Source organism: Bradyrhizobium sp. LTSP857 (genome assembly GCF_000938285.1).
In the GTDB taxonomy this organism is placed as follows: Bacteria; Pseudomonadota; Alphaproteobacteria; order Rhizobiales; family Xanthobacteraceae; genus Bradyrhizobium.
The window spans coordinates 849,993-867,979 of sequence record NZ_JYMS01000049.1 but is presented as its reverse complement, the minus strand read 5'-3'; the positions used below and the strand labels follow the sequence as shown (position 1 = coordinate 867,979).

Below are 17,987 nucleotides of genomic sequence, written 5' to 3'. Positions count from 1 at the left end.
GCAATCCAGAGTCTTTCCGCGGCGGCAGTCTGGATTGCTTCGCTTCGCTCGCAATGACGGGGAGGGACTGTGTGGTCCTCGCCGGAGCGGTGGGGAAGAAGTTTGAATAAGGGAATTCTGTAATGACCGGACCTGAAACCCTCGACGTCGCGCGCGATGCGATCTGGACGATCGTGATCGTGTCATCGCCGCTGATGGTGGTGGGGCTCGTGGTCGGCGTGGTGGTGTCGTTGTTCCAGGCGCTGACGCAGATCCAGGAACAGACGCTGATCTACGTGCCGAAGATTCTGGCCATCTTTGCCACGATGTTGTTGGCGCTGCCCTTCATGGCCGACGCACTCCATTCCCACATGCTGCGGATATCGTCGCGAATCATCGGCGGTTGAGGCACAATGCGCCTAACATGCGCATCGACGTCTCGCTGCTGCCGGCGCTCGCCGCGGCCTTCATGCTCGCCTTCGCCCGGGTCGGTGCGATGGTGATGCTGCTGCCGGGGCTCGGCGAGACCAACATCCCGACACGGGTGAAGCTGTCGATCGCGCTTCTGCTCACGCTGATCATCCTGCCGCTGCATCGCGATGCCTACCATGTCGACATGGGTTCGCTTGCGCCGATGCTGGTCTTGATGCTGCACGAGATCGTGATCGGCATCGTGCTGGGCGCAACCGCGCGCGTGACGCTGTCGGCCCTGCAAGTCGCAGGCGCCGTGATCGCGCAGCAGATGGGGCTGGGCTTCGTCACCTCGGTCGATCCGACCCAGGGCCAGCAGGGCGTGCTGGTCGGCAACTTCCTCACCATGCTCGGGGTGACGCTGTTGTTTGCCACCGACAGCCATCATCTGGTGATCGCGGCATTGAACGACAGCTACGCGATCTTTGCGCCGGGCGAGACCGTATCGAGCGGCGACGTTGCTTCGCTTGCCACAAGGGCCTTTTCCGCGGCGTTCCTGCTCGGCTTGCAGCTTTCCGGGCCGTTCCTGGTGTTCGGCCTCGTCTTCAATATCGGGCTTGGCGTGCTGGCGCGGCTGATGCCGCAGATGCAGGTCTATTTCGTCGGCGTGCCGCTGTCGATCTTCGCCGGCTTCATGGTGCTGGCCATGGTGCTCACGGCGATGATGGGCACTTACCTCGATTACTTCATCGGTGTGATGCACCAGATGATGCCGCTCAAGTGACAAGGTGATCGATGGCGGAAGACAACGATCCAGAGAGTCAAACAGAAGACCCGACGCAAAAGCGTCTTGACCAGGCGCTCGAACGCGGCGACGTCGCCAAGAGCCAGGAGATCAATACTTGGTTCATGATCGCGGGCGGCACGCTCGTGATCTCCACCTTCTCCGGGTCGGTCGGCAGCGGGCTGGTGACGCCGATGCGCAACCTGCTCGCCAATTCCTGGATGATCAAGACCGATCCCGGGAACCTGCTTGCGCTGATGCAGCAGGTCGAAGTCGCGGTGCTCGCGGCCGTCGGCATACCCCTGCTAATGCTGGTGCTGGCGGCGATTGCCGGCAACGTGCTCCAGCACCGGCTGGTGTGGTCGGCCGAATCCCTCACGCCGAAATTCAGCAAGCTCTCACCCGCCGCCGGCTTCAAGCGCATCTTCGGCAAGCAGGCGGCCGCGAACTTCCTGAAAGGCATCGGCAAGCTGGTCGTGCTCGGCGTGGTCATGACGGCGATTCTGTGGCCGGAGCGGCATCGCATGGAGGCGATGGTCCATCTCGATCCGTCCGCCATGATGGGCGCCATCACCAGCATGACCGTCCATCTGCTCGGCGCGGTGGTTGCAGCACTCGCGATCATCGCGATCGGCGACTACTTCTTCCAGTATCGCAGCTGGTTCCAGCGACAGAAGATGTCGCTCCAGGAGATCAAGGACGAGTTCAAGCAGTCCGAAGGCGACCCGCACATCAAGGGCAAGATCAGGCAGTTGCGGCAGCAGCGCTCCAAGAAGCGCATGATGCAGGCGGTTCCAAAAGCCTCGGTGATCATCACCAACCCGACCCACTATTCGATAGCGCTGTCCTACGAGCGTGGCATGTCGGCGCCGATCTGCGTCGCCAAGGGCGTCGACAACCTCGCCTTCAAGATCCGCGAAATCGCGCGCGAGCACGACATTCCGATCGTCGAGAACGTGCCGTTGGCCCGCGCGCTCTACGCCACGGTTGAAATCGACCAGGAAATCCCGATGGAGCACTACCACGCAGTCGCCGAAGTCATCGGCTACGTCATGCGGATGAAGCGCGGATTTAGTGCCGCACGGCAATAAAACCCCCGAAAAGTACCGGAAATGGCCGTAAACTGGGAATCAGCGTACCTTTCGCCCCTGCCGCCCTTGCGCCTGCGGGTCCGATTCAGGCAGGGAGGACCCCACGTGCCCCGTAGCGCCTTGATTCTCTGCCGACAGGCTGTAGCAGCGTGAAATGACTGCCGAGACCGACCACGACCTGTCACGCGAGCCCGTTGCGGCGCATGAGCCGTCGCCACGCTCGGGCAGCATTGCCCTGGTGCTGCTGGTAGCCACCGGCCTCGTCGCGGTCGCCATCGGGCTGATGACGCTCGGGCGTGCGCAGGCGCAGCCCTATATCCTCGGCATCCTCGCCGTGCTGGCGATGATCGGCCTGTTCAACCTGTTTGCGTTTGCCGCCGGCATCATCCGCTTCGTTGATCGCAATCTCGACGATCCCGTGATGGGGCGCATCGCCGATCACGCCTTCGATGGCCTCGCGGTCACCGATCCGCGCGGCCATGTGGTCTATTCCAACGCGGCCTATCTGACGCTGACCGGCGCCTCCGGTCCGCAGGACGTCCGTCCCGTCGAGCGCGTCTTCATCGGCAATCCCGACGTCTCCGAAGCGGTGTTCCGCCTGCTCAAGGCGGCCCGCGAGGGCAAGCGGCAGCAGGAAGAGGTGCGGATCTCCGGCCAAGACGGCAGCCAGGGCCGCTGGCTGCGCATGCGGGTCCGTCCGCTCGGCACGGGCAAGCGCGAGGCCAAATATGCGGTGTGGTCGATCGCCGACATCACCCGCGACCGCGAACGCCAGGAGGATGTGTTCCAGGAACTTCAGCACGCGATCGAATATCTCGATCACGCGCCGTGCGGCTTCTTCTCGGTCAATCCTGCCGGGGAGCTCGCCTATGTCAATGCGACGCTGGCGAACTGGCTCGACCACGACCTCGCCGAGATCGGTTCCGGCGGCTTGAAGCTCGCCGACATCGTCTCCGGCGACGGCGCCTCGCTGCTCAGCTCGATCGTGGCGGTGCCGGGCGAGGTGAAGACCGAAGTCTTCGACATCGACCTGCGCATGCGCACCGGCAAGACCATGCCGGTGCGGCTCTATCACAAGCTCGCCTTCGGCGCCGACGGCGCGCCCGGGCCGTCGCGTACGCTGGTCATCAGCCGTGCCCGCGACGAGCGCAGCGATCCCGACCGCGCCGCCGAAGTGCGCTTCATGCGCTTCTTCGATCATACGCCGATGGCGATCGCCACCGTCGACCGCGGCGGCAATGTCGTGCGCGCCAATGCCCGTTACGCCAAACTCGGGCAAGCGCTCGGCCTCGACAGCGCCAGCAAGTCGATCTTCCGCGCGGTCAGTTCGCGCGACCGGCATCTGCTGATCGCGGCCATCAACCAGGCCGCGGAAAACCAGGCCGACATCGCGCCGGTCGAGGTCGCGCTGGAAGGCACCAAGGAGCGCTGGGGCCAGTTCTTCGTCACGCCGGTCGACGGCGGTGAGAACGACGCGGAAGCTGCGATCGTCCACATGCTCGAGACCACCGAGCGGCGCGCGCTGGAGAACCAGATCAACCAGTCGCAGAAGATGGAGACGGTCGGCCAGCTCGCCGGCGGCATCGCCCACGACTTCAACAACGTGCTGTCTGCCATCATGATGGCGAACGACTTCCTGCTGAACGCGCACAAGCCGACCGATCCGTCGTTCCAGGACATCATGCAGATCAAGCAGAACGCGACGCGCGCTGCGACGCTGGTGCGGCAGTTGCTCGCATTCTCGCGGCGGCAGACTCTGCGGCCGCAGGTGCTCGATCTCGGCGATGCGCTAAGCGATCTCACCATGCTGCTGCGCCGGCTGATCGGCGAGAAGGTTAAGCTCGACCTGATCCACGGCCGCGATCTCTGGCCGGTGAAGGTCGACGTCTCCCAGTTCGAGCAGGTGATCGTCAATCTCGCGGTCAATGCGCGCGACGCGATGCCCGACGGCGGCAAGCTGATCATCCGTACCGCTAACGTTGCCACCGAGGACGCGGGCAAGCTTGCCTACAAGGGCATGCCGGCGGCGGACTATGTCCGGATCGAGGTCGCCGACACCGGCACCGGCATTCCGGCCGACATCCGCGACAAGATATTTGAGCCGTTCTTCTCCACCAAGGAAGTCGGCAAGGGCACTGGTCTCGGGCTTTCGACCGTCTACGGCATCGTCAAGCAGACCGGCGGCTTCATCTACGTCGATTCCGAGCCGGGGCAGGGCACCTCGTTTCACATCTTCCTGCCGCGCCATCATGCGGAGCCGGAGGTGCAGGTCGAGCAGCCGGCGGCGGTGACCCATGGTGCCGCCAAGGACGCCGCGCTTGCGGCGGAAGCCAAGCCGCGCGCCGATCTCACCGGACAAGGCACCATCCTGTTGGTGGAAGACGAAGAGGGCCTGCGCGCGCTGAACGCTCGCGGCCTGCGCTCACGCGGCTACACCGTGGTCGAGGCCGAGAACGGCGTCGAGGCGATGGAGGTGCTGGCGGAACAGAGCGGCGGCATCGATCTCGTCGTCTCCGACGTCGTCATGCCGGAGATGGACGGCCCGAGCTTGCTCAAGGCAATGCGCGAGAAGAACCCCGACATCAAGTTCATCTTCGTCTCCGGCTACGCCGAAGACGCCTTCGAGAAGAGCCTGCCCGAGGGCCAGCAGTTCGACTTCCTGCCAAAACCATTCACGCTCAGCCAGCTCGTGGCGGCGGTGAAGGAGACGATGGCGAAGCAGGGGTGAGTACGGCAACCTCCGCTGTCGTCCTGGCGAAAGCCAGGACCCATACCGCGTGATCTATCGGTCGACCCCGGTGCCAATCCCGAACGACCGATCTTCGCAAAACCAACTCTTGGGGGAATGGGTCCTGGCTTTCGCCAGGACGACATCGCGCAGATATCGCGTATAACCCGCCGGTAACCGGCGACCACAGCCCTCCAGATTCCCGCCAAACCCCCGCCAAATATCGACTTTTGCCCCATCCCCGCGACTGAGGGCCGCAGCCGGGGGGTCCGAAACCACCTTCCTTTTTGGTGAAGTCTGCCCATCTTAGGGGCACATCCCCATGCTGGGGATTTGGGAAACGAACATGAATTTCTCGCAATGGTCCCGCCGTCTCGTGAAGACGCTCGCCGTGGTGCTGGCGCTCGCGCTGCCGACCGCGCTGGCGATCTCGTCGGCTGACGCTCGCGTCGGCGGCGGCTTCTCGTCGGGTTCGCGCGGCTCGCGGACCTTCTCGGCCCCGCCGTCGACCTCGACCGCCCCGGGCTCGACCTCGCAGTTCAACCGCACCTTCACCCAGCCGGGCGCTGGCATGAACTCGGCTGCCTCAGCGCCCGCGCGCGGCGGCCTGTTCGGCCGCGGCGGCGGCTTCCTGGGCGGCCTCGCGGCAGGCTTCCTCGGCGCGGGCCTTCTGGGCATGCTGTTCGGTGGCGGCCTGTTCGGTGGCCTCGGCGGCCTGTCGTCGATCCTCGGCTTGATCATCCAGATCGTGCTCGTCGTGTTCGTGGTGCGGTTGGCGATGTCCTGGTGGCAGCGCCGCAACGCGCCGCAGGCGGCCTATGCCGGTGCTGATGCTGGCGCCGGTCCGGGACCGCAGACGAGCTATCGCAGCGGTCTTGGTGGCGGCTTTGGCTTTGGCGCCAACAATGCGCCGCTCGAAATCAAGCCGGACGACTATGAGGCGTTCGAGCGCCTGCTCAGCGATATCCAGGCTGCCTGGTCGAACGAGGACGTTGCAAAACTGCACACGCTCGCGACGCCGGAAATGGTCTCCTATTTGGAGAAGGATCTCACAGAGAACCGCGCGCGCAACGTCGTCAACAAGACGTCCAACGTGAAGCTGTTGCAGGGCGACCTCGCTGAGGCCTGGCGCGAAGGCGAGACCGACTATGCAACGGTGGCGATGCGCTTCGCGCTCACCGACAAGACGGTCGACCGCAACACCGGTGCCATCGTCACCGGCAGCGAGCAGCCCGGCGAGATCACCGAAGTCTGGACGTTTGCCCGCCGCCCGGGCAGCGCATGGGAATTGTCGGCGATCCAGCAGACCAACTGATCGCTCGCGACATCAGAAACCAAGGCGTCGTGCTCGGGCACGGCGCCTTTTTCTTTGGGCCGCCTATATCCTGATACGGCAGACCATTTGCGCTAAGCATTTAATTGCTTGTTGCCCGCGCCGAGCTCCCGCAATTTCGCTCCTGCTAGTTAGAGAAGGAGATATTCGGTGAGTCAGTCTGTCGCGTGCTCCAGGACCAATCACGAAACCATCGCCTGGAATTCGTCCCTGCCGCTGGAGGCGATCGAAACGGCGTATGACCGGATCGAGGCCGAGCGCGACCGCAATTGCTGGATCTATCTCCGCCCGCGGGAGGAAGCGCTCGAAGCATGTCGCAAGCTCGTGGCGCGCGCCCGGACAGGCGAAAATCTTCCGCTGCTCGGTATTCCCTTTGGTGTGAAGGACAATATCGATGTCGAGGGAATGCCGACCACTGCCGCATGCCCGGCGTTCAGCTACACGCCCTGGCATTCCGCGCACAGCGTCGAACGCCTCACCGCGGCCGGCGCAGTTTGCCTTGGGAAGACCAATCTCGATCAGTTCGCCACAGGCCTGTCCGGCGCGCGTTCGCCCTATGGCCCCTGCGCGTCGGTTGCCGATGCGCGCTATATTGCGGGCGGCTCCAGTTCCGGGTCCGCGGTCGCCGTGGCGGCCGGGCACGTTGCGTTCGCGCTCGGCACCGATACCGGCGGGTCAGGCCGCATACCTGCCGGCTTCAACAACATCGTCGGGATCAAGCCGACCGTCGGGCTGGTGTCATCACGCGGGCTGGTGCCGAATTGTCCGACGATCGATTGCGTTTCGGTGTTCTGCAATACCGTCAGCGATGGCGAGGCGATCCTCGAAATTATCGAAGGGTTCGATTTCGAAGATCCCTACAGCCGCCTGCCCAAGGCCTTTTCATTCGCCAGCGGGACGGTGCCATCGTTCCGGTTCGGCCGCATTGCGTCGGCCGATCTCGAATGCTTCGGCATGCCGGAATGCGGCGAGCTCTATGAGCGCGCCTGCGCGCGTTTTGCGCAGATCGGAGGAACAGCGATTGAGGTGGACTTCGCCCCGTTCCGCCAAGCCGGGGAGTTGATGTTCAGCGGACCCTGGGTCGCGGAGCGGCACTCGGCCATCGCTTCGCTTATGGACATCGATTCCGGCTTCCTGCTTGATGTCACAAGGACCGTGCTGGGCTCAGCCGCCGGCTATTCGGCAATCGACACGTTTGGTGCCATTCACCGGTTGCACCGGCTTCGCCGCGACGCCGAGGCGATCTTTGCGGGGATTGATGCGCTGGTGGTCCCGACCGCACCGCGGCCGTTCACGCTGGAGGAGATGGATCGCGATCCGCTCACCCTGAACAATCGCCTCGGCTACTACTCCTACTTTGCCAATCTGCTCGATCTCTGCGGCGTGGCGGTTCCGAACGCGACACTGCCGAACGGCATGCCCATGGGCGTGACCCTGCTGGCGCCGGCCTGGCATGATCGCGCGCTGATCGGACTGGCACGGCGGTTCGAGGCCAGTGCAGGCCAAGCGGCGTTCGAAGTGAAATCTGGCGGCTGAAGGGCGGGTATTATTCCGTCTCCTGCCCGAGCATCGAAAGATCCAGGATCGAAATCACGGATCTGTCGTACCTGATCACGCCTTCCTCCTGGAGCCGCGCGAGTTGCACCGTCACCCATTGGCGGGTGGACCCGATGAGATTGGCGAGATCGCCGTGGGTGAACGGCATGCCGACGACGATCTCGTTGTCGCGCTTCACGCCGTAGACGTGCGACAGGAAGATCAGCAGGCTATGCAGCCGCTCGGTCACCGAGCGCGTCCCGAGCATCTGGGCCATCGCCGAATAGCATCTCGCCTTGAAGGCCAGGGCATCCAGCAAGGCGACGGCGATCGCCGGCGATTCCAGCGCAAGCCGCCGTAGCGCCGGCCCGGGCATGAACGTCATCCGGCTGCGTTCGGCCGCAACCGATGTCCACATGTGCGGGCCCGTTCCGAATATGTCGGGGCCGCCGACAAAGTTGCCGGGAAACCAGTAGGCGAGTGTGACCTCGCGCCCCGACGGCGCCGCATAGTAGCTGCGTATGCGCCCCTCGCTGATCAGGTAGATCCCGGCCTGTGCGTCGCCCTGCGACCAAACCAGCTGGCCGGCTTCCAGGGCCTTCTCGCGTCCGATCGCACGCAAGCGATTGCAATCAGCCCGGTTGAGACCGTCCAGCAAGCCGGGCAGCGGCCTGACGAGATTGTCCGATTCAGCCAGCATCACACCTGCCGCTATCGCGCTGTTCGCCCTGTGCATAGCCGGCTCCGCTGTGAGACCCGGCATCGATTATTCAAGAACCATGCCAGCGCGCTGCGGTCGGCTTCTCGATCTGCGCGTTCTCTGCGAGTTCTTGGCGATCAGCTCGCGTCCGACTGATTGAACGCCCGCAACCCTTCTGCGCGGATGACGTCGAGACAATCCTTCTTGAGGGAAAGATAAGTTGGCTCGACCATGATAGAGCTCGACCGCGGGCGCGGCAGCTTGACTGCGACTTCGCGCAGGATGCGGCCGGGCCCCGCGCTCATGATGAGAACGCGGTCGGCCAGCACGATGGCTTCATCGATGTCATGCGTGACGAACACGATTGTCGCCTTGATCCGGTCGCGCAGCTCCAGCAGATTGTCTTGCATCACCGCCCGGGTCTGCGCGTCGAGGGCCCCGAAGGGCTCGTCCATGAGCAGCACGCGGGGCTGATTGGCCAGTGCTCGCGCGATCGCGACGCGCTGTTGCATGCCGCCGGACAGGGTGTTCGGATAGGCGTCTGCGAAACGCTTGAGACCGACCATCGCGATCAGATCGTCGGCGATGGCATTCGCCTCCGTCCTGGACTTCCCAAGCATTCTGGGGCCGTGAGCGATGTTCCTGCGGACGGACTTCCAGGGGAAAAGATGCGGCTGCTGGAACACCATGCCCACGTCGGGTCGCGGGCTGTAGACACGCGAGCCCTCTACCAGAATGTCACCTTCAAACGGCACCTCCAGTCCGGCGATCGTATTGAGCACCGTCGACTTGCCGCAGCCGGAGGGCCCGACGATGCAAACGAACTCGCCAGGCGCCACGTCAAAGGAAACGCGATCCACCGCGATGGTCTGCCCGCGGTTGGTGTCAAAAACGATGCTCAGGTTCGAGACTTGAATGGCCGGTTGTTTGCACGCGGATTCGACGGAGGCTGGCGAACTTGCCAGAGCCAGTTTCATGATCGATCGAGGTCCCGACATCAACGCCACCAGACAGTACGTTCCGCAAGAGCCGCAAACAGCCGGTCGGCAATGAACGAAATCAACCCGAGCGTTGCGAGCCCGCCCATGACCTGGCCCGTTTGCAAATTCTGCTGCGCAATCTCGATCCTGTAGACGATGCCGGCGAAAGCACCTGCAAGTTCGGCCGCGACAAGCGTGTAAAAGGAGATGCTGACGGCGGTGCGCAACCCGACCACGATGTAGGGAAGCGCGCCCAGCAGCACGATCTCTTGGAGCATCTGCCGCCGGGGCGTGCCGAGCATCAACGCCGCCCGAATCAGGCCGCGGTCGACCTTCTGCACGCCGATATGGGTCGAAAGCCAAACCGTGAAGAACACGCCCCATACGACGAGGAACAGTTTTCCCGTCTCCGACAGGCCGAACCAGAGGATGACGATCGGCACGAAAGCAATCGGCGGAATTGGCCGCAGGATATGGAATAACGGGGACAGCAAGCTCGAAATAATAGGGAATTGGCCGGTGAGGATACCAAGCAGGATGCCGAGCGCGCCGCCCACGATGAATCCCGTGGTCACGCGAAAGAGGCTGGCCAGCAGATCGCCAAGGAACTGTCCGCTTCGTATCCACTCAAGGACGGCCGCAGCGACCACCGTCGGCGGTGGAAACAGCACCATGTTGACGGTCCCGGAACGGGAGACCAGTTCCCAGAGGCCGATGAACAAGGGAAGCGAAAGCGCTCCGACCATAATATTGAGGCGGCGAAGACGAGCTGAATCCGGCCGCCGACCGCGACCATCAGTGCGGAGAGCAATCTCTTGTCGTGCTGAAGTGCCGTCCTGCATGGCTGTGCGGGCGCCTATTTCCACGAAAGGGTGACGCGTTCGGGGGCGACCTTCTTCAGCGGCTCGGTGACGACGACCTTGCTGAAGTCGGGCATCGCCGCTCCCGGAGGATGGTTGCCGCTCTCGAGGCGCCATGCGGAGTGGGTCTTGAGAATCTCGATCAGCCGGTCGTCGAGGCGCACCCGGTAAACATAGTCGGCCCAGATCGGGGCGAGTTCGTCCCGCTTCATGCCGACCGCGTCCGCCACGACTGTGATCGCTTCATCCGGGTGTGCCTTCATCCAGACCTCGGCATCGATCAGTGCGGCGATGAACTTCTCAACCACCGCAGGGTTGGCATCCAGATAGGGCCTCATGACGACGATGTTGAACGTCTCGGAGTAAGTGCCCGTTGTATCGAGCTCAGCGACGGCTTCGCCCAGGGCCTTCTTTGCGTTGGCGATGTGGGGTTCCCAAGTGTCGAACGCATCGATGCTTCCGGCTGCAAGTGCGGGCAGCATTTCTTGCGGCCGCAGGTTGACGAGGGTGACATCCTTGGGAGTCAATCCCGCCGACTTCAACAAAGTCGCCGTGTAAACCTCGCTGCCGGTGCCGGCAGTGAATGCGATCCGCTTGCCGCGAAGATCTGCCTTGGTCTTGATGCCGGCCTTGGCCGCAACGACCGTCTTGAGGTCGGAATATTCCATGCCGGCGACGAAGGCGATGGGCTGGTTTGCCATCGCCGAAGCGGTGACCGGCGCCTCCGCCGTCGTCGCGATGTCGGCGCCGCCCCCGGCCACGGTGTCCAGGCACTGCTTGCCGGACGTGAAGTTCGAGACCGCGATGTCCAGTCCGTTCTTTTCGAAAATCCCCTTCGATTTGGCGACGATCGCAAGGCCGGAGATCGGTCCGAGGTTTTGCGCAAGCCGGGCTTTGAGCAATTCCGTGGCCGAGGCGCAGTCCGGACCGATGGCAAGGCAGCAAAGCGCGGCAATTGCCGCGATTGGGCGGACGGTGTTCCAGTGCATGACGATCTCCCCTCGTGCCGCGCCCGGCGGCAGCCCCGATGTGATCGCGGATACCGCCCTGAACGGTTCCGCAACAGACTCCCGCATCCTCCCCTGGGCGATCGCTTGAGGATCGGCCCACGTAGGCATGCTCGCCCGGCGCTACGGTCTCGGGAAGCAATTAATCGACATGGCCTTCGGGGCGACCGGTCCCGCGCCGCTCGAGGTGATGCGCGTGCGGCGGGTGCCCGCCGGAATAATGCCCGCCGTGATGGGTTCATGTCAGCAGATCAAAGCTGCGCTGGCCAGGGGCAGTCGCAGGAACAACCGGGAGGATAGGATGAGCATTCTTGCCAGGGTCATCGTGCCAGCAGGCGTTGCGCTCGCGGTCTTCGCAAGTCCAGCGGTGCGGGCTCAGTCGGCCGACATGACGTTCTTCGTGACCTCGAGCGGGCCGGGCAAGGGTGCCGATCTTGGCGGCCTCGACGGTGCCGACGCCCAATGCCAGAAGCTCGCGCAATCGGCCGGTGCGGGCACCAGGAGCTGGCGCGCCTATCTCTCGACGCAGGCTGCTGACGGCAAGCCGGCCGTCAACGCGCGCGACCGCATCGGCAAGGGACCGTGGCAGAATGCGAAGGGCGCCACGGTCGCCAAGGACGTGGCCGATCTGCACGGCGCCAACAAGATCAACAAGGAAACAGCGCTGACCGAGAAGGGCGAGATTGTGAACGGCTATGGCGACCAGCCCAACCGGCACGATATTCTCACGGGATCGCAGCCCGACGGCACCGCGTTTGTGGGCTCCGACGACCGCACCTGCAAGAACTGGACGTCGAGCACGCAAGGCGCCGCGATGCTCGGCCACTCCGACATCAACGGCCCTGCGACCAATCCGACGGTCAAATCCTGGAACTCCGCACACCCCTCGCGCGGACCCGATGGCGGCTGCTCGCAGGCTGATCTGAAGAGCACCGGCGGTGACGGACTGCTGTATTGTTTTGCGGTGAACTAAGACACTGAGCTCCCTCATTCGTCCTTGCGAGCCAACGGGTCCGCGCGAAGCGCGGCCCGATGACAGGCTCCGCGAAGCAATCCAGACTGTCTACGCGGAGGGACTCTGGATTGCTTCGCTGCGCGCGCAATGATGGAGTGTTCATCGAGAGTCGCTCCGTCCCACGCTGACGGAACCCGATGACGCATGCTACATTGATAGCAATCGCTACCACCCGCACGGACCCCCCATGAAATACGAGCTCTATTACTGGCCCGAGATCCAGGGCCGCGGCGAATATGTGCGGCTGGCGCTGGAGGAGGCGGGTGCGGCTTACGTCGACGTCGCGCGCGGGCCGCGCGGTACGGCCGTGATGATGAAGATGATGGACGCGCATAAGGGCACGCCGCCGTTTGCGCCACCGTTCCTGAAGGCCGGAAAACTCGTGATCGGCCAGACCGCGAATATCCTGCTCTATCTCGGCGCCCGCCACGGGCTCGCGCCGAAGACGGAAGCCGGCAAACTCTGGGTGCACCAGCTTCAGCTCACCATCACCGATTTCGTGCTGGAGATCCACGACACCCATCATCCGCTCGGACCTTCGCTCTACTATGAAGACCAGAAGCCGGCGGCCAAGAAGCGCACGGCTGACTTCTGGAGCGAGCGCGTGCCGAAATATCTCGGCTATTTCGAACAGCTTCTCGACGACAATGGCGGCACTTATGTCACCGGCCGCAGGCTGACTTACGTCGATCTCTCGCTGTTCCAGATCGTCGACGGCCTGCGCTATGCCTTTCCGAAGCGCATGAAGGCGTTCGAAGGCGACATCCCCGGTCTCGTCAGCCTGCACGACCGCGTCGCGGCGCGGCCGAACATCAAGGCCTACCTCGCAAGCGAGCGCCGCATCCCCTTCAACGAGCAGGGCATCTTCCGCCGCTACAAGGAACTCGACGGTTAAGCTACCAAACCCCCGGCAGCATCCGATAGCGCACCCGCGTCGCATAGTCGGCATAGCCGGGCAGGCCCTCACGCAGCGTGCGCTCCTCGATGCGGATGCGAACCGTAAACAGCACGAGAAAGATCGGCGCCATCGCAAGTCCCCACCATGAGCCGAGTATCAGCGATACGCCGGCAAAGAACAGGATCATGCCGCTGTACATGGGGTGACGGACATGGGCGTAGGGTCCGGTCGAGATCACGCGCTGTGCGCGCTCGGCTTGCAGCTTCACCACCGGTGCTGCGAACGAGTTCTCGCGGAACACCCACAGCGTGAACAGCGTCGAGGCGAGGTACAACACGACACCGAGTGCGTGCAATGCAAGCGGCATGTGTGATGCAAGATGGCGCTGGTCGAGCCCCATCGCGACGAGCCAGCCCAGCATCGCCGCGATGAACACGACCATGAAGGCCTTGTCGGCGGCTGGCTGGCCTTTCTGAAGAACGGGCCGCAGACGCTCGGCCAGAAGTGCCGGATCGATCCGGTACAGCCACCAGCCGCAGAGCGGGCCAAGCAAAACAGAGATGACGAGGAACGCCCATGCGCCAGGCCAATGCAGCGTGCCGGCGGCTGCGAACAGCAGCGCACCCATCGCGGTGATGAGAATCGTGTTCTGCAAGAGCAGGCGTGTGATCATGCGCGGTTCCCCGGGCAGTCTCGCACGAGTATAGCCGTGCTATCCGGCAAAGATGCGGCCGAACACGCGAAAGGCCCGATCAACCGGATCGGGCGATCCGTCGCAGGCCAGCCGGATCAAGCGAGCTGATCGATCCGCGTGCCCTGGCCCGGCGGCAGCGGCGCGGGCGGCGTCGGCTGATGGGTCGGGTCGTTGTCGTTGGTCTTGGCCTGGTCGTCCTGCTGCTTGGTCGTGTCGTAGCTCGGGACCACGATCGTCACAGGAGGCGGCGCAACGCTGGAAACACTCATCCACAAATCCTCACACATTGAAACAATTGATCCTGCCCTGCGGGCGACGAAACTTCCGTCAAGCCAATCGTTAAAATGCGATGGATCCGGTGCGGTGAGATGCGCTGTTTTCGCGCCCGCCGTGGTCGTGAGGAAATGACAAATCTATCCCCGTCATTGCGAGGAGCTCTTGCGACGAAGCAATCCAGACTGTTTCCGCGGAGACAGTCTGGATTGCTTCGCTGCGCTCGTAATGACGGAGTCTGTGGCGGGCGGCGTCGCGATGCCTGCGCCGCCCGCGCGCGGAAAGAGCGGAGGAGCGGCCCCGCCTACTCGTCCTTCGGCCGCGTGATCGTGATCGCGGCGTCCGTTTTCGTACGCGTGCACTCCATGTTGAGGCGCTTGTAGCGCATCGACACCTTGTCGCCGCGCAACAGGCCCATGCGCTTCAGGCAGCGCGTGGCACCGGTCGTGGTGTCGTCCTTCGGCAGCGTGAAGGTGATGGCTGCGGCGGATGCGACCAGATCAAAAAACTTCGGCGTCGGCTTGCGATCGCCCTTGGCATAGAGCTCGTTGGAATAGGTCTGTCCCTGGGCCTGGCAGCCGAGCGACAGCTCCTTCGCCGCCGGATGCGTCAGATAGATGATGTTGGCGGCCTTGAAGTTGACCTTCAGCCCGTCGATGCCGCTCGCGAGCTGCTTGGCGATGTCGTCGCACTGGTCCGCACGTGCAGGCGCGGCGAGGGTGACAAGGCCGGTGATTGCGGCAGCGACCAGAATCGCGCCGCGGACGTTCAGTTTGAAAATCATGATGAAAAGCCCCTTGGAGGGCGCATTCAAGCGTCGGCGCGCGCGAAGTGCAAGGGTGAGCAGGTGCATTTCCACGGGCGGAGTGGCTGTTCTAGCTCGTCCGGCGTGCTATGTTGCCCCTATGACAAAGCTCCTAGAAGAGGCTATTCGCCAAATCGAGCAACTTCCGGAAGGTGAGCAAGACGCCGCAGCCGGCGCGTTGTTGGACTACGTCAGGCATATGCACGAAATCCGGTTGACGGATGAGCAGGTTGCAGAAGTGCGTCGCCGGATCGCTGATCCAAACCGCAAATTGCTCTCTCTCGCCGAGGCCCGCGCTCGCGTCGAGCGCTTCGGCTCGTAAATGTCGATGGACCTTGTCTTCGACGATCAGGCTATCGCTGATCTCGAGGGCATCTTCAACTGGATCGCGCAAGACAGCCCTGTCGCAGCGAAGAAGGTTACGGACCGACTTTTCAAGAGTATCGGACTGCTGACTTCCTTTCCTTTCATGGGGCACGCTGGCCTGGTTCTATGAATGGGTGGTGCCACGATTGCCCTATCTCGTGGTCTATCAGGTCGATGAACTACACCGCCGGGTTGTGATCGCTGCGGTCTTTCACGGCGCACAGGAACGAGGCGTTTAGGAGGGCCGCCGGTAGATGTTGCCCCCTATGCGAGAGCGGGACGACCGTCGGCGATTCGCTCCCTTCCCTTTGCGGCAAAAAAGCTTAGAACGCTTCTATGCTAGGGGGCCCGCGCGAGGGCTCCAAAACCCGAGACCCGCCCCATGAACGCTCCCTCCGCTTTCCCCGACCAGTCAAAGCCCGTTCCGCCCTACAAGCACACCCCGCTGTTCCCGCTGGGCAAGGACGAGACGCCCTACAAGAAGATCACGGCCGAGGGTGTCCGGGTCGAGAAGGTTTTGGGCAAGGATATGCTGGTGGTATCGCGCGAGGCGCTGCGGGCGCTGTCGGAGGCGGCTTTCGGCGACATCAATCACTACTTACGGCCCGGCCATCTCAAGCAGCTCCGCGCGATCCTGGAGGACGGCGAGGCGAGCCCGAACGACAAGTTCGTCGCGCTGGACTTTTTGAAGAACGCCAATATCGCCGCCGGCGGCGTGCTGCCGATGTGCCAGGACACCGGCACCGCGATCATCATGGGCAAGAAGGGTTGCAACGTCATCACCGACGGCGACGACGAAGCTGCGCTGTCGGAAGGCGCGCGCGATGCTTACCTGCGCCGCAATTTGCGCTACTCGCAGGTCGCGCCGCTGTCGATGTACGAGGAGAAGAACACCGCCAACAACATGCCGGCGCAGTGCGAGATCTATGCCGAGGGCGATGACGCCTACAAGTTCATGTTCATGGCGAAGGGCGGCGGCTCCGCCAACAAGAGCTTTCTGTTCCAGGCCACGCCCTCGGTGCTGACCAAGGACCGGCTGCTCGCTTTCTTGAAGGAGAAGGTCTTGACGCTGGGCACCGCGGCATGCCCGCCCTATCACCTCGCGATCGTGATCGGCGGCACCTCGGCCGAGCTCTGCATGAAGACGGTGAAGCTGGCGTCAGCCCGCTATCTCGATGCGCTGCCGACGCACGGCTCGCCCGATGGCAACGCGTTCCGCGATCTCGAGATGGAGCAGGAAATTCTGAAGATGACGCAGTCGCTCGGCGTCGGCGCGCAGTTCGGCGGAAAGTATTTCTGCCACGACGTGCGCGTGATCCGCCTGCCGCGTCATGGCGCCTCGCTGCCGATCGGGCTCGGCGTGTCCTGTTCGGCCGATCGCCAGGTGCTCGGCAAGATCACCAAGGACGGCGTCTATCTCGAGGAGCTCGAGCATAACCCGGCGCAATATCTGCCGCAGGTCGAGCAGTCGCTCGGCGGCGAGGTCGTCAAGATCGACCTCAACCAGCCGATGAAGGACATTCTGGCGACGTTCTCGAAAAACCCGATCAAGACCCGGGTCTCGATGACCGGCACCATGATCGTGGCGCGCGACTCCGCGCATGCCAAGCTGCGCGAGCGGCTGGAGAAGGGCGAGCCGCTGCCGGATTACTTCAAGAACCATCCGGTCTATTACGCCGGCCCGGCCAAGACGCCCGAGGGCTACGCTTCCGGCGCGTTCGGCCCGACCACGGCAGGCCGCATGGATTCCTTCGTCGACCAGTTCCAGGCCGCCGGCGGCTCGATGGTGATGGTGGCGAAGGGCAATCGCGCGCCTGCGGTGCGCGAAGCCTGCAAGAAGTATGGCGGCTTCTATCTCGGCTCGATCGGCGGTGCGGCGGCGAACCTCGCCGAGCACTGCATCAAGAAGGTCGAGGTGCTCGAATATCCCGAGCTCGGCATGGAAGCGATCTGGCGCATTGAAGTCGTCGACTTCCCGGCGTTCATCATCATTGATGACAAGGGGAATGACTTCTTCAAGGAGTTGAATTTGGGCTAGCTCCACTTTCCCCGGATCAGCAGCGCGAAGCGGTGCGCTGCTGATCCGGGGGCCGTGTGGAGACTGGGTCCCGGCTCTGCGGAGCAGCGCCAGGCGCAGCTCCTTGTCCGGGACCCGAGAGGAGCGCTTAAGCCTTCACCCCCGTGAACGGGAAACTGCCCATCGGGCCGATGCCCATTTCGCCGCTCATGCTGTCGCCGGCGACCTTTCCGATGAACTCGAGCGTCAACGGCATCGGATTGGTGATGGACACCTTCCAGTTGACGGCGTCGCCGCTGATGGTGCCGTCGAAGATCTCGGCGGTATTGCCTTCCGCGCCCTGCGTGCCCGTCAGCGTGCCGCCGGAGCTCAGCAGGGTCAGCGTCGCCTGGCGCTCGCCCATGGGCGTGGTCATGGTCAGATTCCAGTTGCCGTCTACGGCCATTCGCGTCTCCCGAACAGATCCCGGCGGGCCACGACGATCCGCAGCCAGTCCTGGGCCGAGCGTAT

At 63.6% G+C, this 17,987-nt stretch carries 19 protein-coding genes; 10 read left to right on the top strand and 9 right to left on the bottom strand.

Features of this window, described 5'->3' with window-relative positions; all coding sequences use genetic code 11:
* The first annotated feature begins 122 nt into the window (after nt 1–122).
* The 6 genes from fliQ (at nt 123) to atzF (ending at nt 7,862) form a co-directional block, all read left to right on the top strand.
* Entirely contained in the window at nt 123–386 is a 264-nt protein-coding gene (gene fliQ / locus UP06_RS37570) for a flagellar biosynthesis protein FliQ (RefSeq protein WP_007612284.1), read from the top strand.
* A gap of 17 nt (nt 387–403) precedes the next feature.
* Nucleotides 404–1,174 (top strand): flagellar biosynthetic protein FliR, encoded by a 771-nt coding sequence (gene fliR / locus UP06_RS37565; protein WP_045008654.1) that lies wholly within the window; start codon nt 404–406, stop codon nt 1,172–1,174.
* An 11-nt stretch (nt 1,175–1,185) separates the two neighbouring features.
* Nucleotides 1,186–2,265, top strand: coding sequence for a flagellar biosynthesis protein FlhB (gene flhB / locus UP06_RS37560; protein ID WP_045008653.1), 1,080 nt, complete (start codon nt 1,186–1,188; stop codon nt 2,263–2,265).
* Nucleotides 2,266–2,419: 154 nt separating this feature from the next.
* Nucleotides 2,420–4,993, top strand: a complete 2,574-nt coding sequence (gene cckA / locus UP06_RS37555; protein WP_045008652.1) for a cell cycle histidine kinase CckA — start codon at nt 2,420–2,422, stop codon at nt 4,991–4,993.
* A gap of 322 nt (nt 4,994–5,315) precedes the next feature.
* The gene (locus UP06_RS37550; RefSeq protein WP_045008651.1) at nt 5,316–6,308 is read left to right on the top strand and encodes a Tim44 domain-containing protein; all 993 of its coding nucleotides are present in this window, start codon (nt 5,316–5,318) and stop codon (nt 6,306–6,308) included.
* Nucleotides 6,309–6,476: 168 nt separating this feature from the next.
* Nucleotides 6,477–7,862, top strand: a complete 1,386-nt coding sequence (gene atzF, locus UP06_RS37545; protein ID WP_045008650.1) for an allophanate hydrolase — start codon at nt 6,477–6,479, stop codon at nt 7,860–7,862.
* A 10-nt stretch (nt 7,863–7,872) separates the two neighbouring features.
* Here the strand turns inward: atzF and UP06_RS37540 are convergent, their stop codons facing one another.
* From UP06_RS37540 to UP06_RS37525, 4 genes are all read right to left on the bottom strand, one after another.
* Complete coding sequence (locus UP06_RS37540; protein WP_045008649.1) at nt 7,873–8,598, bottom strand: Crp/Fnr family transcriptional regulator; 726 nt, start codon at nt 8,596–8,598, stop codon at nt 7,873–7,875.
* Nucleotides 8,599–8,699: 101 nt separating this feature from the next.
* Entirely contained in the window at nt 8,700–9,539 is an 840-nt protein-coding gene (locus UP06_RS37535; RefSeq protein WP_045008648.1) for an ABC transporter ATP-binding protein, read from the bottom strand.
* Nucleotides 9,540–9,559: 20 nt separating this feature from the next.
* A complete protein-coding gene (locus UP06_RS37530; protein WP_245305645.1) occupies nt 9,560–10,384 on the bottom strand; it encodes an ABC transporter permease in 825 nt (274 codons plus the stop codon).
* Nucleotides 10,385–10,398: 14 nt separating this feature from the next.
* Nucleotides 10,399–11,520, bottom strand: a complete 1,122-nt coding sequence (locus UP06_RS37525; RefSeq protein ID WP_156163459.1) for an NrtA/SsuA/CpmA family ABC transporter substrate-binding protein — start codon at nt 11,518–11,520, stop codon at nt 10,399–10,401.
* Nucleotides 11,521–11,710: 190 nt separating this feature from the next.
* Here UP06_RS37525 and UP06_RS37520 point away from each other — a divergent pair, with 190 nt between their 5' ends.
* Nucleotides 11,711–12,382, top strand: coding sequence for a hypothetical protein (locus UP06_RS37520; protein ID WP_045008866.1), 672 nt, complete (start codon nt 11,711–11,713; stop codon nt 12,380–12,382).
* A gap of 229 nt (nt 12,383–12,611) precedes the next feature.
* Nucleotides 12,612–13,319 carry a glutathione S-transferase gene (locus UP06_RS37515; protein ID WP_045008645.1) on the top strand — a complete coding sequence of 236 codons (708 nt, stop codon included), beginning with the start codon at nt 12,612–12,614 and terminating at the stop codon, nt 13,317–13,319.
* 1 nt (nt 13,320) lies between these two features.
* On the opposite strand, the gene UP06_RS37510 is transcribed toward UP06_RS37515, so the two are convergent.
* From UP06_RS37510 to UP06_RS41820, 4 genes are all read right to left on the bottom strand, one after another.
* Complete coding sequence (locus tag UP06_RS37510) at nt 13,321–13,995, bottom strand: methyltransferase family protein (protein ID WP_045008644.1); 675 nt, start codon at nt 13,993–13,995, stop codon at nt 13,321–13,323.
* Between the two features lie 116 nt (nt 13,996–14,111).
* The gene (locus UP06_RS41825) at nt 14,112–14,285 is read right to left on the bottom strand and encodes a hypothetical protein (RefSeq protein ID WP_197087467.1); all 174 of its coding nucleotides are present in this window, start codon (nt 14,283–14,285) and stop codon (nt 14,112–14,114) included.
* Nucleotides 14,286–14,593: 308 nt separating this feature from the next.
* Nucleotides 14,594–15,073: a hypothetical protein gene (locus UP06_RS37505; RefSeq protein WP_045008865.1), complete on the bottom strand. Its 480-nt coding sequence runs from the start codon at nt 15,071–15,073 to the stop codon at nt 14,594–14,596.
* A 133-nt stretch (nt 15,074–15,206) separates the two neighbouring features.
* Nucleotides 15,207–15,488 carry a hypothetical protein gene (locus UP06_RS41820; protein WP_197087475.1) on the bottom strand — a complete coding sequence of 94 codons (282 nt, stop codon included), beginning with the start codon at nt 15,486–15,488 and terminating at the stop codon, nt 15,207–15,209.
* Between UP06_RS41820 and UP06_RS42490 the strand changes: the two genes are divergently transcribed.
* Both UP06_RS42490 and UP06_RS37490 read left to right on the top strand, forming a co-directional pair.
* On the top strand, nt 15,417–15,590 hold the full coding sequence (locus UP06_RS42490; protein ID WP_349509955.1) for a type II toxin-antitoxin system RelE/ParE family toxin: 174 nt from the start codon (nt 15,417–15,419) through the stop codon (nt 15,588–15,590). The genes UP06_RS41820 and UP06_RS42490 overlap by 72 nt on opposite strands.
* A gap of 252 nt (nt 15,591–15,842) precedes the next feature.
* Nucleotides 15,843–17,498 (top strand): fumarate hydratase, encoded by a 1,656-nt coding sequence (locus UP06_RS37490; protein ID WP_045008642.1) that lies wholly within the window; start codon nt 15,843–15,845, stop codon nt 17,496–17,498.
* A 127-nt stretch (nt 17,499–17,625) separates the two neighbouring features.
* On the opposite strand, the gene UP06_RS37485 is transcribed toward UP06_RS37490, so the two are convergent.
* Nucleotides 17,626–17,922, bottom strand: a complete 297-nt coding sequence (locus UP06_RS37485; protein ID WP_045008641.1) for a hypothetical protein — start codon at nt 17,920–17,922, stop codon at nt 17,626–17,628.
* Between the last annotated feature and the right edge of the window lie 65 nt (nt 17,923–17,987).